Source organism: Candidatus Aminicenantes bacterium (assembly GCA_011049425.1).
Lineage (GTDB): Bacteria > Acidobacteriota > Aminicenantia > UBA2199 > UBA2199 > UBA876.
In genome coordinates this window covers 1-13,478 of the sequence record DSBM01000134.1, presented here as the reverse complement: position 1 = coordinate 13,478, position 13,478 = coordinate 1, and the positions used below count along the sequence as shown (strand labels likewise).

Annotated in this window: 15 protein-coding genes; 6 read left to right on the top strand and 9 right to left on the bottom strand. The window is 55.6% G+C overall.

All coding sequences use genetic code 11. The features are described 5' to 3' along the window. Positions 1-13 precede the first annotated feature (13 nt). Together ENN40_09110 and ENN40_09105 are read right to left on the bottom strand one after the other, a co-directional pair. Positions 14-1,108 (bottom strand): alanine/ornithine racemase family PLP-dependent enzyme, encoded by a 1,095-nt coding sequence (locus tag ENN40_09110; GenBank protein ID HDP95502.1) that lies wholly within the window; start codon positions 1,106-1,108, stop codon positions 14-16. After that, on the bottom strand, positions 1,109-1,558 hold the full coding sequence (locus ENN40_09105; GenBank protein ID HDP95501.1) for an N-acetyltransferase: 450 nt from the start codon (positions 1,556-1,558) through the stop codon (positions 1,109-1,111). A gap of 296 nt (positions 1,559-1,854) precedes the next feature. On the opposite strand from ENN40_09105, the gene ENN40_09100 reads away from it, so the two are divergent. Together ENN40_09100 and ENN40_09095 are read left to right on the top strand one after the other, a co-directional pair. Beyond that, complete coding sequence (locus tag ENN40_09100) at positions 1,855-2,154, top strand: hypothetical protein (GenBank protein HDP95500.1); 300 nt, start codon at positions 1,855-1,857, stop codon at positions 2,152-2,154. A gap of 43 nt (positions 2,155-2,197) precedes the next feature. After that, positions 2,198-3,280 (top strand): linear amide C-N hydrolase, encoded by a 1,083-nt coding sequence (locus ENN40_09095; protein HDP95499.1) that lies wholly within the window; start codon positions 2,198-2,200, stop codon positions 3,278-3,280. A gap of 9 nt (positions 3,281-3,289) precedes the next feature. Here ENN40_09095 and ENN40_09090 read toward each other — a convergent pair whose 3' ends face one another. Continuing rightward, positions 3,290-3,865 (bottom strand): class I SAM-dependent methyltransferase, encoded by a 576-nt coding sequence (locus tag ENN40_09090; protein HDP95498.1) that lies wholly within the window; start codon positions 3,863-3,865, stop codon positions 3,290-3,292. A 135-nt stretch (positions 3,866-4,000) separates the two neighbouring features. Here ENN40_09090 and ENN40_09085 point away from each other — a divergent pair, with 135 nt between their 5' ends. The 4 genes from ENN40_09085 to ENN40_09070 all read left to right on the top strand — a co-directional run bounded on the left by ENN40_09085 (position 4,001) and on the right by ENN40_09070 (position 7,833). Next, on the top strand, positions 4,001-4,717 hold the full coding sequence (locus ENN40_09085; protein HDP95497.1) for a VTC domain-containing protein: 717 nt from the start codon (positions 4,001-4,003) through the stop codon (positions 4,715-4,717). 24 nt (positions 4,718-4,741) lie between these two features. Then, positions 4,742-5,452, top strand: a complete 711-nt coding sequence (locus tag ENN40_09080) for a DUF4956 domain-containing protein (protein HDP95496.1) — start codon at positions 4,742-4,744, stop codon at positions 5,450-5,452. A gap of 18 nt (positions 5,453-5,470) precedes the next feature. Beyond that, positions 5,471-7,171, top strand: coding sequence for a hypothetical protein (locus ENN40_09075; protein HDP95495.1), 1,701 nt, complete (start codon positions 5,471-5,473; stop codon positions 7,169-7,171). Between the two features lie 137 nt (positions 7,172-7,308). Then, positions 7,309-7,833, top strand: coding sequence for a hypothetical protein (locus ENN40_09070; protein HDP95494.1), 525 nt, complete (start codon positions 7,309-7,311; stop codon positions 7,831-7,833). A 68-nt stretch (positions 7,834-7,901) separates the two neighbouring features. Here ENN40_09070 and ENN40_09065 read toward each other — a convergent pair whose 3' ends face one another. The 6 genes from ENN40_09065 to ENN40_09040 form a co-directional block, all read right to left on the bottom strand. Then, positions 7,902-8,666, bottom strand: a complete 765-nt coding sequence (locus tag ENN40_09065) for a class I SAM-dependent methyltransferase (GenBank protein HDP95493.1) — start codon at positions 8,664-8,666, stop codon at positions 7,902-7,904. Next, on the bottom strand, positions 8,656-10,503 hold the full coding sequence (locus ENN40_09060) for a hypothetical protein (protein HDP95492.1): 1,848 nt from the start codon (positions 10,501-10,503) through the stop codon (positions 8,656-8,658). The genes ENN40_09065 and ENN40_09060 overlap by 11 nt, the downstream gene beginning before the upstream one ends. Continuing rightward, the gene (locus ENN40_09055; GenBank protein HDP95491.1) at positions 10,496-10,930 is read right to left on the bottom strand and encodes a hypothetical protein; all 435 of its coding nucleotides are present in this window, start codon (positions 10,928-10,930) and stop codon (positions 10,496-10,498) included. Before ENN40_09055 ends, ENN40_09060 begins: the two co-directional genes overlap by 8 nt. Positions 10,931-10,944: 14 nt before the next feature. After that, positions 10,945-11,823, bottom strand: a complete 879-nt coding sequence (locus tag ENN40_09050; protein ID HDP95490.1) for a glycosyltransferase family 2 protein — start codon at positions 11,821-11,823, stop codon at positions 10,945-10,947. A 110-nt stretch (positions 11,824-11,933) separates the two neighbouring features. Next, positions 11,934-12,797: an NAD(P)-dependent oxidoreductase gene (locus tag ENN40_09045; GenBank protein HDP95489.1), complete on the bottom strand. Its 864-nt coding sequence runs from the start codon at positions 12,795-12,797 to the stop codon at positions 11,934-11,936. Positions 12,798-13,011: 214 nt separating this feature from the next. Then, on the bottom strand, positions 13,012-13,478 hold a 467-nt coding region (locus ENN40_09040; protein HDP95488.1), incomplete at its 5' end, for a DNA-formamidopyrimidine glycosylase.

Genomic DNA, 13,478 nt, shown 5'->3' with positions numbered 1-13,478 from the left:
TCTCCAACTTTATTTACACAACCGTCTTTGTCATATAGCGCGAGTTCATCAGGCGCGCGATGGCGATGTAGTTGGGTTCGAAGTGCAGGCGCCGGCCCACGCGGTACTGGTGTTTTTCCTTGGTGATCTCGTATACCGTCATGTCCGAGGTGGTGCCGACAAAGCGGACGCCCGGGTCCTTGGGCTTGAGACCGTGCACATCCACGTCCAGTTCCCCGAAATCCAGGATACAGCGTTCCGCGCGGCGCGCGGGCGCGTCCGCGGCGGTTTCCGTAGGCTCGTCCGCCACCTGGCCCACCGCAGCCTCGCTCAGGATGCCGTCGGGGCTGGAGTCTTTGGTTTTGAGTTCGATGATCTCGCCGCTGAAGTCAAAAGCCGCAGTGGAGAGGTTCTGGAAACGTTTTCCCGAGTCCAGCTCCCGCCCCAGGAAGGCGGTTTCTCCGATGCGGAAGTGGTTAACATCGCGAGGGACTTTTTTGCGGGGCAGAATGGGCAGGGTGATGGAACTGCCGCCGGAGAGGAGCTCCAACTTCTGCTGGAACTTGTTCTCAATCAACTGCTTGAACAACGAAAGCTGGATCAGTTTGTCATAGGTCGGTTCCACCCCGTACATGCAACCCAAATTGGTGCCGATGCCGCTGACCTGAATGTGGCTGAGGTTGAAGGTGCGTTCGTAGAACTGCAGTACATTCTCGCGGTTGATGCCCTCGCGCAATTCCCCCAACTCGATCATCACGATCACGCGGTGGGTCCGCTCCTGGCGCCGGGCTTCGTCGTTCAGGGCTTCCAGGGTACGCAGAGTGGTGTTGAGGGAGATGTCGGCGTAACGAATTACATTAGCCACCTGCTCCAGCGCCGGGGGTTTGATGTACATGGTGACCAGGTCCGGATGCAGGGACTTGATCATCTTGAGGTTGGATATGCGTGAATCCGCAATGGAGTGGAGACGGCGGATGACCGGCGCGGCCAACACCTTTTCCAGTATGGGCCGGTACCCGCACAGCATCTTGGTGACAAGGGTCCACTGGACCCCCTGGCGGGAGAGGTAGGATTCCAGGCGGGTAATGTTGTCGATGATGCGCCCGGTGTGGACGGTCAGGGTGGCCAATCAGTCCTCTTTGCGATAGCGCATTTCAGCGTATTTGGTTGAAAAGCCGATGCGCTCGTACAGGCGTTTGGCGGGGTTGTCGTATTCAACGTGCAGCGCAATGTCGCCTTCAGAGGTTTCCAGCGATTTTTCAATGATCTGGCGGCCGTAGCCCCGTCCACGGAAGCGCGGGTCAACCGCCACGTATACCAGGAAATGTTCCGGGATGTAGCCGCCCATGCCGGTATCGATCATCACCAGTTCACCCACCAGTTCGTCTCCCTCCCAGGCGGCCAAAAGAAATCCCCCTTTGCCTTCCTGGTCGGAAAAGGCATAACGCAGGGATTTCTGAATGGCTTCCCGGGAGTCACCGAAGCGGTCCAGGTGTTTGTACAGAAACTCCACAAATTCCTCTCGGGTCAATTCCGGGGCGAAATCTTTTTCTTTATTGATTTTTTTAAATTTTAACATCTGCTTTCCCACGAAAAATTCATTTTTCCAGCCCCCTCAACACTTTTATTATACCAAGTTATTAACAATAAGACAAAAACAAGTGCAGAAGGCACAATTTTAAGTGAAAAGTGAAATACCCAGAGTGCACACGAGCGAAAAGTGAAAAGGGGCGGTTCGCGAACCGCCCGTACGATTGTCACCTGCTATTTTCTACCGAACTCCCCAACTTCTCAACTCCCCAACTTCCTCTTTCTTGTCAACTCCCTCGGTTTTATGGCATACTTCAGACTATGGAATGGGTGATCCTGATTGGCTTGGCTGTAGGTATTAACCTGTGGTTCATGATGCGCAATCCCATGGCGCGGTTCTGGCGGGTAGCTGCGCGCCGGCCCGAGGCCGTACTGGAGCGCATACGCGCCAGTGAAGCCTGGGTGGTGTTCGAAGATGAATTGCCCGCCGACTTTCGCTCTTCCCGGCAAAAAGACCAATGGGTTGGTCCCTTCAGGTTGGACCTGCCGCAAACCCCAAAGCGGGTCATGGTTCTGGGTCGGGCCAACACCTACCGGGAATCCGCGGCCCAAATCCTGGCTGAGCTGAAATCCGGCCGGCATTAGTGTGCGACCCGTGAGGCTGTGTCGTCCAATACAGGAGTATGTGATGCAAAGAACAAGATGGTTTGTGATGTTGGTGTTGATCCTGGCGGCGTGTTCGTCCCATTTCCTGGAGTCCTGCACCTCATTCTGCTTTCGGGCGGATGGCCATTGGGTGTTCGGGCGCAATTACGATTGGGATGTGGCCCACGCCGTGGTGATGGTGAATCACCGCGGTGTGGCCAAACGTGGTTTCGTGACCGAGAATGCCGCCCGTTGGGTCTCTCGATATGGCAGCGTTACCTTTAACCAGTATGGCCGCGAATTCCCGCTGGGGGGCATGAACGAGGCCTCCCTGGTGGTGGAGTGCATGTGGCTGAATGCCACGGAGTATCCACACTTTGATGATCGGCCGCAACTCCACACTTTGCAATGGATCCAGTTCCAGCTGGATACGGCGGATTCCGTGGCGGCTGTGGTGGCCGGTATCGATCGTTTCCGCATCTCTCAATATTTTGCTCAGCCCCTCCATTTCCTGGTAGCCGACGCGTCCGGGAACGCAGCGGTGGTGGAGTTCCTGGAGGGGGAAGCGCGAGTATATACAGGCGCTGAACTACCGGTAACCGTTCTGGCCAATTCCACTTATCGCCATTCCCTGGCATTGTTGAATATGCTGGGATCAGGAGAGGAAGCGTCGGCCTTCAGCCACGCGGATTTGTCACTGAAACGGTTCGTACGCGCCGCCCGTGGGGTGAGTGAATGGAGTGAAGGCGAAGGTCTTGGCGCGGTTGCCTACGCCTTTGGTGTGCTGGACGAGGTGGCGATGAAGCGTACGGTGTTTCGCGTGGTCTACGAACCGGGTGGCAAACGGATTCATTTCCTTACCAGGGCCCATCCGAGCCCGCGAGTGGTGCGGATGGACGCCTTTGAATACGAATGTGCGGGAGAGGTGTATTTTTTGGACATGGCCACGCCAACGCAAGGTGATGTAACGTCCTCTTTCAAAACCTTCTCAAGCGCGGACAATCAAGCGTTAATCGAGAAGGCTTTTAAGGAAACATCTTTTCTGAAAGATACGCCCCGCGAGATGCTGGACAAACTGGCGGGATTTCCTGACACCCTGTGCTGCGCAGAGGACGCAGGAGATTAAACCGGGAGTTCAGGGTTTTCGCAACGCGGTGACACCCACATGGGCGTTTCCCGCGTCAACCTCACGCAAAGAACCGAAACCGGTTTTTTCCAGAAGAGAACGGATGCGGGGAACCGGCAAACGGTGCTGGGGCGGAGGCCCGCCGGAATTGGCGCCCACGCGCCATTCCACAATTGCGGCCATGCCCCCGGGTGAAAGAATGCGGAACATCTCTTTCAGCGCTCGCTCAGGGGATTCCACTTCGTGAAGCACGTTTACCATCAGGGCAAAGGTTACGCTTTCACTCTCCAGGGGAAGATCTTTCGCCCGTCCCTCAAGCACGTGAACCCGCACACCGGCTTCCCGTGCACGCATTTCAAGATCTTGCCGCATCTCCAAAGAAGGGTCGATGCCTATAACACGACCGGTCGGCCCGACAATCGTCGCTGCCGGAATGGCAAAGAAGCCTGTTCCGCAACCGATGTCCGCCATGTGGTCACCGGCTTTCAGGCCGAGTTTTTTCAGGGTGTCCAGCGGGGGCAGAATCCCATGGCGTCTGGGGGAGTGGAGCCGGTCCCGGCGGGACACATCAAAGCCATGAACCATGGCGCAATCATATCATGAGCCAAACCACGAAGCCAGCCCACGGGTGGGATCACTTGCGGGCGAGAACGGGCCTTTTTGACTGTGATGCGGTTGGTGATATAATGGTGCCACTGCTTTCAGGATACACAAAATCAGATGATCAGCCTTGAAAGACAATGCGATTCCCCGTTACCCAGGGTTCACGAAGGTAAGTATGTCATTCACAACAGCGTGGCCCATAAAGTCGTGGCGTGGCTTCAGGGTCGTTGCTGGCCGGACCGGGAATTTCCCGCCGGCATCGTGGCCAGTATTTACTACGATTCCCGCGATTGGCGTTTCCTGGGGGAAAAGATCAACAGCGATTATATGAAAACCAAGGTCAGGGTCCGTTGGTACCAGGATATAAACACAAAAGAGCCCCTGGACGCCTCTTTTATGGAAGTCAAATATAAAACTGGGGGAATCCGCCGCAAAATACGGGTCAAGACCCCCCATTCCGGGGCATGGTTGTGTGAAACCGAACTCAATGATCCCAAACTCATGGCATTGCCCGACCTGCTCAAGCTTGGTGAAGTGTTTCTGCAAGGTCCGCTCTTTCCGGTCTTTCAAATCAGTTACAAACGCAGGCGTTTCGTGGATCCGGTTTCCGGCCTGCGCCTGAGCATTGACTACGACATTCACGTGCCGCGGGTGAACCCGGCGATGGTGCCGCGCTTCAACTCCGCCAATCTGAACAGCGCGGTGTTTGAAACCAAGGGCGGTAACAGCCGCCTTCCCGAACCCCTGCACCAGTTGACCGCCCTGGGTTGTCGCAAACAATCGTTTTCCAAATACAGTATGGGTTATCAGAAAATCATGCGGACGGATTTTTAGTCAACTGACAAGGAGAATCCTGCCATGGAAACAAATATCAAGGAATGGATCAGCGCCATCGGCAACCTGAGCAACCAGAAGTTAAGCGACATCGGGTTTTTCCCCTTCCTGTTCGTGATGCTGCTTTCCCTGGCCAGTTCATTCTTCATCTCATACCTCTATGCCCGGTTCTACAAGACCCGGGCGACAGGCAGTGAGGTTCACCGCTCATTTGTCTTGCTCGGTATTTCAGTCACGGCCATATTCATCTGCATCCAGTTTTCCTTGCCCTTGTCGTTGGGATTGCTGGGTGCGCTTTCCATCGTGCGTTTCCGTACGCCCATCAAGGAACCGGAAGAGATCGGCTTCATTATGCTGGTCATTGCCAGTTCAATCTCGATTGCCACTTTTAACCTGCTTTTCCTCGGCATCTTTCTGTTGGTCACCGTGGCGGCGTTGTTGATCCAGCGCGCTTCCGGCGGGATGCTGATGCGCGGCAAAAACGATGGCATGATTATCGTTACGCTCGCGGCAGAAGATTACTATCGGGTATCGGCGGACCTGGTCGACCTGCTGGAAAAACGGCTCCCCAAGGGGCGGTTCGACAGCATCAGTGAAAACGCTGACGAATCGGTGATGGCCTACAGCTTCATTCAGCGTGAAAAAAACGCCCTGATCGACATTCAGCGTGAATTGCGCAGCCTGGTACCCGGAATCCGCTCCAACTTGTTTTTCAATCGCTCGGGAGATGTCTGATTTACTGCATTTAGGCAAATGAGGCGCGCGATTCTTCCACTGCTCCTGATCCCGGCAACAGTTGCCCTGGGGGGCTACTTTGTTGAAAAGTCGGGTTGGTTTGCGCCCGCCAAACAAGCCTTGCAGAGCCAGTCCGTGCCCACGGCCATTCTGGATTACGGAACGTTCGGAAAGATCGTCAAGCAGATGGGCGTGGTCAAGGCGGTTGCAGCCGAAAACCGGCGGGCTGAACACAAGTCACACCGGGAAAACCCGAAAGACGCGATCCTGTTCAGCAAAAAGCGCCAGGTAGGCGACTATGCATTCCAGGTGAATCCCGGGGGCTTTGCGGACCTGCCCAGCAGCCGGGTGGTCGACAAAACGGATTTCAAACCAGGCTGGCCCCTGATTTCGATCGTTATTGATGAAAAGGAATTGAACGACCCTGAGACCGGGCTATTGAAATTTCCCCGCTACCGGGGGCGCGAATGGGAGCGCCTGGCCTATGTGTCCTATTACGAAGACGGCAAACTGCTGTTTGCATCGGCAGCGGGCCTGCGCCTTCATGGTGGGTCGAGCCGGACGATAAAGAACAGGACCAGCTATCGCCTCTATTTCCGCAAGGAATACGGTGCCAACCGGTTTGCTCCCGGCATTTTCAGCCTTGAAACCGATCCGTTGAAACGCCTGGTTGTGCACCTGGACTGGCCCCGGGAAAAGCCGTTTACAACATGCCTGGCCTTTGATATCGCCCGTCGTATGGGCTGCAAAACCCCGGATATCAAACCCGCTTTACTGCTGTTCAACGGTGAACTGGAAGGCATACATTTTTTGTCCGAGCACCTGGGCCGCAGGCAATGGCAATCGCATTTCAAGCACAATGATTTTTTGTTCTTCTCTTATCGTGGCTCATCAAACCCCGAATCAATCAAGCATTATGCCGAACTGAAACGTTGGGTTGAGAATCCGGATGTTCGCATGACCAGGGAAGCGGCGGCGCAACGGGTGGACTTGGACAATTTGTCTAGAAACAAGTTTTCCTTCGTTTTTTGCGGAACTGACGATAATATCCAGGGCGTGGCGGCCCTGGATCTGAAAGACCCTGATGGGCGCTGGTTCTGGATCAACTGGGATATGGATCGCAGCTTCTGGTTTCACTACGATTTTCGAACCAAAACCATTCCGGAACATATCTGGGAAAAACACCCTTTTGAGTCCGCCGTCAATCCCAGGGCGACTGACGTGCGCAGCGTGTTGCTCCGCCGCCTGATTCATGAGAGTCCGCCATTTCGCAACGAGTTTGTGCGCCTGACGACGGATTTAATGAATCATCGCATCACCCGAGATTTCCTTTTGTCGCGGGTGGCTTACTACCGCAGCCTGCTCCAGGCCCTTGACCGCAAAAATCTGGAATCCATCGATGAAATGGGCCGTTTCTGCCGTTACCGGCCCGATTTTATCCGCAAACAGATAATGGAATATTTTAACCTGGAAGCCATTTTATCTTGCCGCATAGCCGGGGACAGGAAGATTAAATTAAAGGTGGACGGTTACCCGGAGCGGGGGGATTACGAGGGTTGGTATTTTAAGGGCCAAACCATCACTGTGGGGCTGGCGGATTCAGCGGATATCGGCATCGCCTATTGGCTGGTAAACGGAAAAAAAGTGGCGCAACCGCAGTTGCGCTTTGCCGTTGAATCTGAAACCGTGATTGAGCCGATCCTTGCCCCCGAATCCTGATCATCCAGAGGCATCCATGGCCAACCCCGCACAAACCGGCTGGACTGGCCGCTGATGCGTGAATACGATATAATCATGGAGAAACCGGAGGATGCATGGGACCCGTTCAACCCTTTTCCTGGGCAGTTATCACTTTGATGGCCCTGGGCTTGTGTTTTTCGACGCCGTTGCCGGCGGACTCAAACAAACCCCTCGAAACCGTGGATCGTGTGGACCTGGAGCGCTACAAGGGCCGCTGGTACGAGATTGCCAAAATCCCCAATCGCTTCCAGCGCAAATGCGACCGTGACACCTCGGCCACCTACAGCCTGCGGCCGGACGGGCGTGTAACCGTGGTTAACCGCTGCGTTGAGGCCGATGGCGATGAATCGGTCTCCAAGGGGCTGGCCAAAGTGGTCGACACGGCTACCAACGCCAAATTGAAAGTGAGTTTCGTCAGCCTGCTGGGCATCCGCCTGTTCTGGGGCGACTACTGGGTGATCGGGCTGGACCCGGACTATGAATGGGCCCTGGTCAATGAATCCAAGCGCAAATACGGTTGGATCCTGGCGCGGCAACTGCAATTAACCCCTGAACAGTGGGAGGCCGCGCGTTCAACCCTACGCGATCGCGGCTACAACCCTGACAACTTCGTCCCCACCGCTCATTCCGGGACGCAATAGTGAGCAGTTGCTCCTTTGCTATGGCAGTCGCATTTTCAGTCTGATCGGATAGTTTGAAAAGATGGAGCTCACGGCTTCCGGGCGATGACAATCGTGTTCCACGCCAGGGGCGCGAACAAATTGCCGGTGGCTTTTTCCAAAGCCCGGTCCACAAGACATGTGGCGGTGATAATGGGGCGGAAGAGAAATCCGGGTTCCAGGGGAACTTCGGCAAAGGGAGTGGACAGAAAACCCTGGGCAAAGGATCGGATTGCCCTGAATCCGGCCTGGGCAAAAAAGGACTCGATCTCTTTTCGACCCAATTCACGTTGTTGGGCGGAATAGGATGCGTCCACCCGCTTGCGGATGCGGCGCAGCAAAGAGATCAGCAGGTTGGCGGGCTGGGGTTCGTTGACCACGAAGTAACCCCCCGGCTTCAACAAGGTACGGACTTTGCGTACCGCGGCCGGAATCTCTTCCAGGTGATGAAGCACACCGATCATGAGCACCAGGTCAAACGATTCTTCGGGATCGAATTTCATCAAATCCGCTTGAACGAATTGCATTCCGGTCCCCCGGTGACGCGCGCGCGCGATATCCACCAGTTTGCCGGAATGGTCGATGCCCGTGTAGGATGCGTACCGGCCATGCAGGTAAGCGCTCGCGTACCCTGCTCCGCACCCCACTTCCAACAGGTGTGGCCGCGTGGACAAGGGAACTTTGCGCAGGGTCTGGGTCAGCCTTAGTTTTCGCGCCCGGGAAGCCCCGGGCGAAAGATCCTTGCGCTCGTATTCGGCGGCGATGCGGTCGAAATGCTCGCGATCCAGCGCGGCGTTCCGCTTATCAGTATCCATCTCGCCTCACTTTGTACAAGGTATAGCGCACATCCCGGTACAATACCGGGTATCGGCCCAGATAACTGCGCAGTTTGCGTTGGTTTTGATTGTCCAGGCTATAGAGCCGAGACAACTTTCCCATGCGTTCAAGGCCGGATTCGGTGAAAAAGATGTGGGTAACGCCCAGGGAGCGCACGCCCCGAAAGAAATCATTGAAATCCGTGCTCTTTCGGAGAATATCGAGCAGGGGATGGCGGTCGGCAAAAGAACAGGCGAGAAAGTCCTTTTCCAAGTAGAACGTGCGCTCTTCGCCCAGAAACAGCACCTTGTCGGTATCTTCCAGGTTGCGGTTCATGTACTCCACGCCTGCGAAATAGGGCAGGGCGTAGAGGTAGTTGACTTTCTTTCCCTTAAACTCTCCGGCCAGCGCGGAGCGGACAAAGGGGATGGCCCGGAAATGGCGGTCCTGTAGTGATACGGTAAACACCAGGTTGTAGAGCGCGGTCAGGATAACCAGCGGGGTGAAGAGGCGCCGGATCAAGGGCAATCTGTTCTGGATTGTATCCGCTCCCCGCGCAACCGGCAGGGCCAAAAGCAGGAAAACCGGCAGAAAATAGCGTGGCACCATGGCGAAAAAGAGCAAAAAAAGGTAGGCCAGGCCACCCGTTACCAGCAGGATCCGCCCGGTGCGGTTGCGGTTCTGGAAAAAAGCCAGCGGCAGGAGAAAAAGAAACATCAAGCCCCACACCGCGGTCATGCCGTAACTGTAAGGGTGAAAAAAGACTCTGAAAGGAAAACAGAGATATTCGCTTATGGGCTTGTTTTTGCCCCGGCTGATCACGGTGGCGAACAGTCGCGACTGGTCGCCGGTCCAGTTTTTGTTCTGAAAAACGTTGTTCAGGTAGGGGTAAACCGGGTTGCCCATGTGGACAAGGTTTTTGACAAACCACGGCGTCATTAAGAGGAAGGTCATGATTCCCATCACCACCACGGCACGCAAGCGGTTGGCGAAAGAATCTTTGCCGAGTCCCAGGAGGGCCAGAAAGAAAGCCGCCAGGTAAAAAGCAAAAATGTACTTGGTTCCCGCGGCCAGGCCGCAGAGTACGCCCGAGAGCAGGAGGTGCGAAGGCTTTTTTGAGTTTTCCGCGTAAAGAAAGTACAGGCGGCAGCCAGCCAGCAAAAAAAGCATTCCCACCATGTCCGGTTTGGATGAGGCCATGAGGAACCCGACCTGGGGGATGGAAACAAAAGCCAGGGCGGAAAGAAAAGCGTTTTTTCGGGAAAACGATTTCTTGCACCAGCTGATCAAGAGCAGCGCGATCAGCACGCCCGCCGCCAGTGAAATCAGTTTGGGCATGTAGAGCCCGCCGCCCAGCAGCGAGAAGAGCGACAGCATTTCTCCGTTCAGGGGCAGGCTGGCGTTGAAATTCGTTACCCAGGGAACGAGCCCGCCTTTCATGAGGTAGAGGTTGGGAACGGCCAGGTGGTACATCATGGAGTCATAAAAAGTGGGAGGAAAAAAGCAGTAAAACAGGCTTGCGGCAAAAAAGGGGAGCAGCAGGAGCCCCGGGTGAAACCCGGGAAGGGGGCGTCGAAGAAAGTGCAGGGATTTCGCGGCGAAAAAGAACAACAGGTTCCCCAGACTCAACACAATCGCGAACGCAACCGGACTCAGCAGGCGCAAGGCCGCGGCCCCCAGGGTAAGCAGGGCAATCGTGCCCAGGCCCAGGGCCGAGGAGATGATTGCAAATTCCAAAGCGCCGATGCCGTGGCGTTTAAAGAAAACGGATGCATAGCCAACGGCGGCGGTTACGGTCAGAACGACCCAGAAAGCGGAAAGCAGGAATTCAACCATCGGCTTTTTCGGGGTAGAGAAACGAGTCCGTGTTGAACAGGATGCGCTGGTAATAAAAATACTTGATCACAAAGAAACACACCCTTGAGGCGAACGCGGAGACAAGGTAATGCAGGCCCAGGGTTGAGGTCAGGATGCGTACCGTCAGCACGTCGGCAAAGTAGAGCAGTACCAGGCTGACCAGGTAAAAGAAAAACCGGCGGCCCTGGTGGCCCCTGGTGTTGAACACGTAGTTGGATGCCGCGACGAAATTGACGATGACCACCGTTGCCAGGACAACAACGTAACTCCAGAGGTAGAACAGGCCGATTTTTTCCGTCAGCAACCAGGTGAAAAACAGGGTGAACAAGAGCGAGCCGCCGCCCAGCAGTGTGTAGCGCGCAAACCGGTGCCGCCGCCATTTTTTAAACCCGGTTCCCGTGTCCATGGTTTGGCTCGTTCCTAGCGGATGCGCCTGTTGATCAGGTCCGCCAGCAGGCCGATCATCAAAAAGATCACGGAAAACAAAAACAACAATACCGTGGTTTCGGTCAGGTTCAGCAGGGTGATGTCCCGCACAATCGATGCCAGGCAGAGAAAAAAGGTGGTGAGGGAGACAGGCATAAAGATGCGCAACGGGTTGAATAGCATGGTGATGCGCATGAGGAGCAGAAAAAAGTTGTAGGTGTCTTTCAAGGGGTGGATCTTTGAGCGGCCCCTGCGTTTGAGGTAATTGACGGGAACGGTAAGAACGCGCAGGTTCTCCAGGGCGCAGAGCAGGGTGATGGTGGTGGTAAACGAAAAGCCGTCGGGAAAGATGTTCCAGGAGCGGGTGACCACTTGCTTGCGAAACACCCGCAGGCCGGAGTTGACGTCACGAATTTTCTTTTTGACCAGGTAGGACGCGAAACGGTTGAGAAACCACTTGGCCGGCCGTCGCAGCAGGGGCACGGCGCGTACATCCCCGGTCCTGATTCCCGTAACCATGTCATGTGCCGGTATGTGTTCGAGCAGTTCGGGAATTCTGTCCGTGGGGTAGGTTCCGTCCGCGTCCATGATACCCACGATTTCGTGCTGACTGCTTCGGATTCCCGTCTTGATGGCGGCGCCGTATCCCCGGTTGGATTCATGGGATAAGACTGTGACATGGTCCAGCCGCAGGTTGCCAAGAATTTCCGTGGTCCCATCCGTTGAACCATCATCCACCACCAGGATCTCAAAGGTGGATCGGGTGTTTAACAGGACATCCCGCAACTCGCGTATGGTCTTTTCAATGGCGCCGGCTTCGTTGAAACAGGGGATGACAAAGGAAACACCACTTGATTCAGCCATTGAGGCCATTATAGTACAAGGCAATCCGGATTCCCAGTCGATTCCGTGCCATACGCCGGGGGTGAAAAGGAAGGAAGAATGCTTAGAAGAGAATGCAGATAAGATTTCAGGCTGGAAAACTATTCTGAGTGGATGGTATTGTACAGGGCTGAATAGTCCTGGTTGCCCAGGCCCTGGTTGAGGCCGTCAGAGACCAGGCGGTCAAGCCCTTCCAGGAAAGGGACCTCCAGACCGCTCTGTTTCATCTCGCTCATGATCAGGCGCAAGTCCTTGCGCAGGTGCCGAAGGGGAAAATTGGGGTTGGAGAAGTCCCGTTCACGCATGCGCTTCAGTTTCTTATCAAATGTGGGAGCAAACAGGGCGCTTTCGCGCAGGATATCCATGAAAGCGTCCACAGGAATATCCTCTTTTTGAACATAACCGAGGCTGAGTGCGAAAGCCGCGGTCAGGGAAGCAATAAGCTGGTTGAGGGCTAACTTGGCCGCCGCCGCTTTACCCGCTTCGCCGAAATGGGTGATTGACCTTCCCAAATCCTGAAAAAGCTCGCGGTGACGTTCCAGTTGTTCAGGTGTGGCGCCGACCAGGATCTGGAGACGACCCTTGCGGGCTTCCGGGCGGCTGCCCAGGACCGGCGCCTCCAGGTATTCCCCGCCCGATGCGCCGATGCGTTCAGCCAGAGACCGGCTCTGGGCCGGAGAAATGGTTCCCATCTGGATGATGGCTCTTCCCCTAATCGCGTCCGGGGGCATTTCGTCCAGCACCTCGGTAATGGCGGCAAAATCCGTGAGCATGAGGATAACCCGGTGAGAAGCCGTGACGGCGGCTTCGGCCGAGGGCGCGATTTTTGCGGATTTGCGCCGCAGGCCGCGGGTCTTTTCCTCGCTGCGGTTGAATACCGTGAGGGGGTATTCTTTATCCAACAGCCGCTCGGCCGTTGCGGCACCCAGCAGCCCTGTCCCCAGCAATGCGATGGGTGGTTTCATGTTCTCATTGTACCCGGTCAGAAACACGGGAGCAAGGGGGATCAGCGAGTGAAATGCCCAGAGGGCACAAGAGTGAAAAGTCGAAAGTGTAAAGTAAAAACCCAACAAAACTTCTGCAATCCTCCTACTGATACTCTCGGGAGATCCCCTGCTTTCAACTCTCCAACTTCCCAACTTCAGGGCGACCGGCCGGTCGCCCCTTCTTCTTCCCTCTTCAACTTTTTTGGCATTTCGGACAAAAATGAGTGCCGCGCCGGCCGACCACGATGCGGGCAATGGGTGTACCGCATTCAAAACATGGTTGCCCGGTGCGCTGGTAGGCCTGCAATTGGTGCTGGAATTCACCGGGGCGGTGATTGGGGTCGCGAAAGTCATTCAGGGTGGTGCCCAGGCCGAGGATGGCGGCTTCAAGGACGCAGGGAACGGCTGCCGCCAGGCGAAATTTCTGTTGTGGGGTGAGGGCGCGCGCGGGAGTGAGGGGGTGGACGCGGGCCTGGAACAGGGATTCGTCCGCGTATATGTTTCCGATCCCGGCCAGGACATGCTGGTCCAGGAGAACGGCCTTGATGGGGCGTTGTGAAACCAGCGCGTCCAATACTTCTCGAACCGTTATTGAATTCAGCGGTTCCGGTCCCAGGCGCGGCAGAAATGGCTGATCCGGTGGCCAGAGCTGGATGCGTG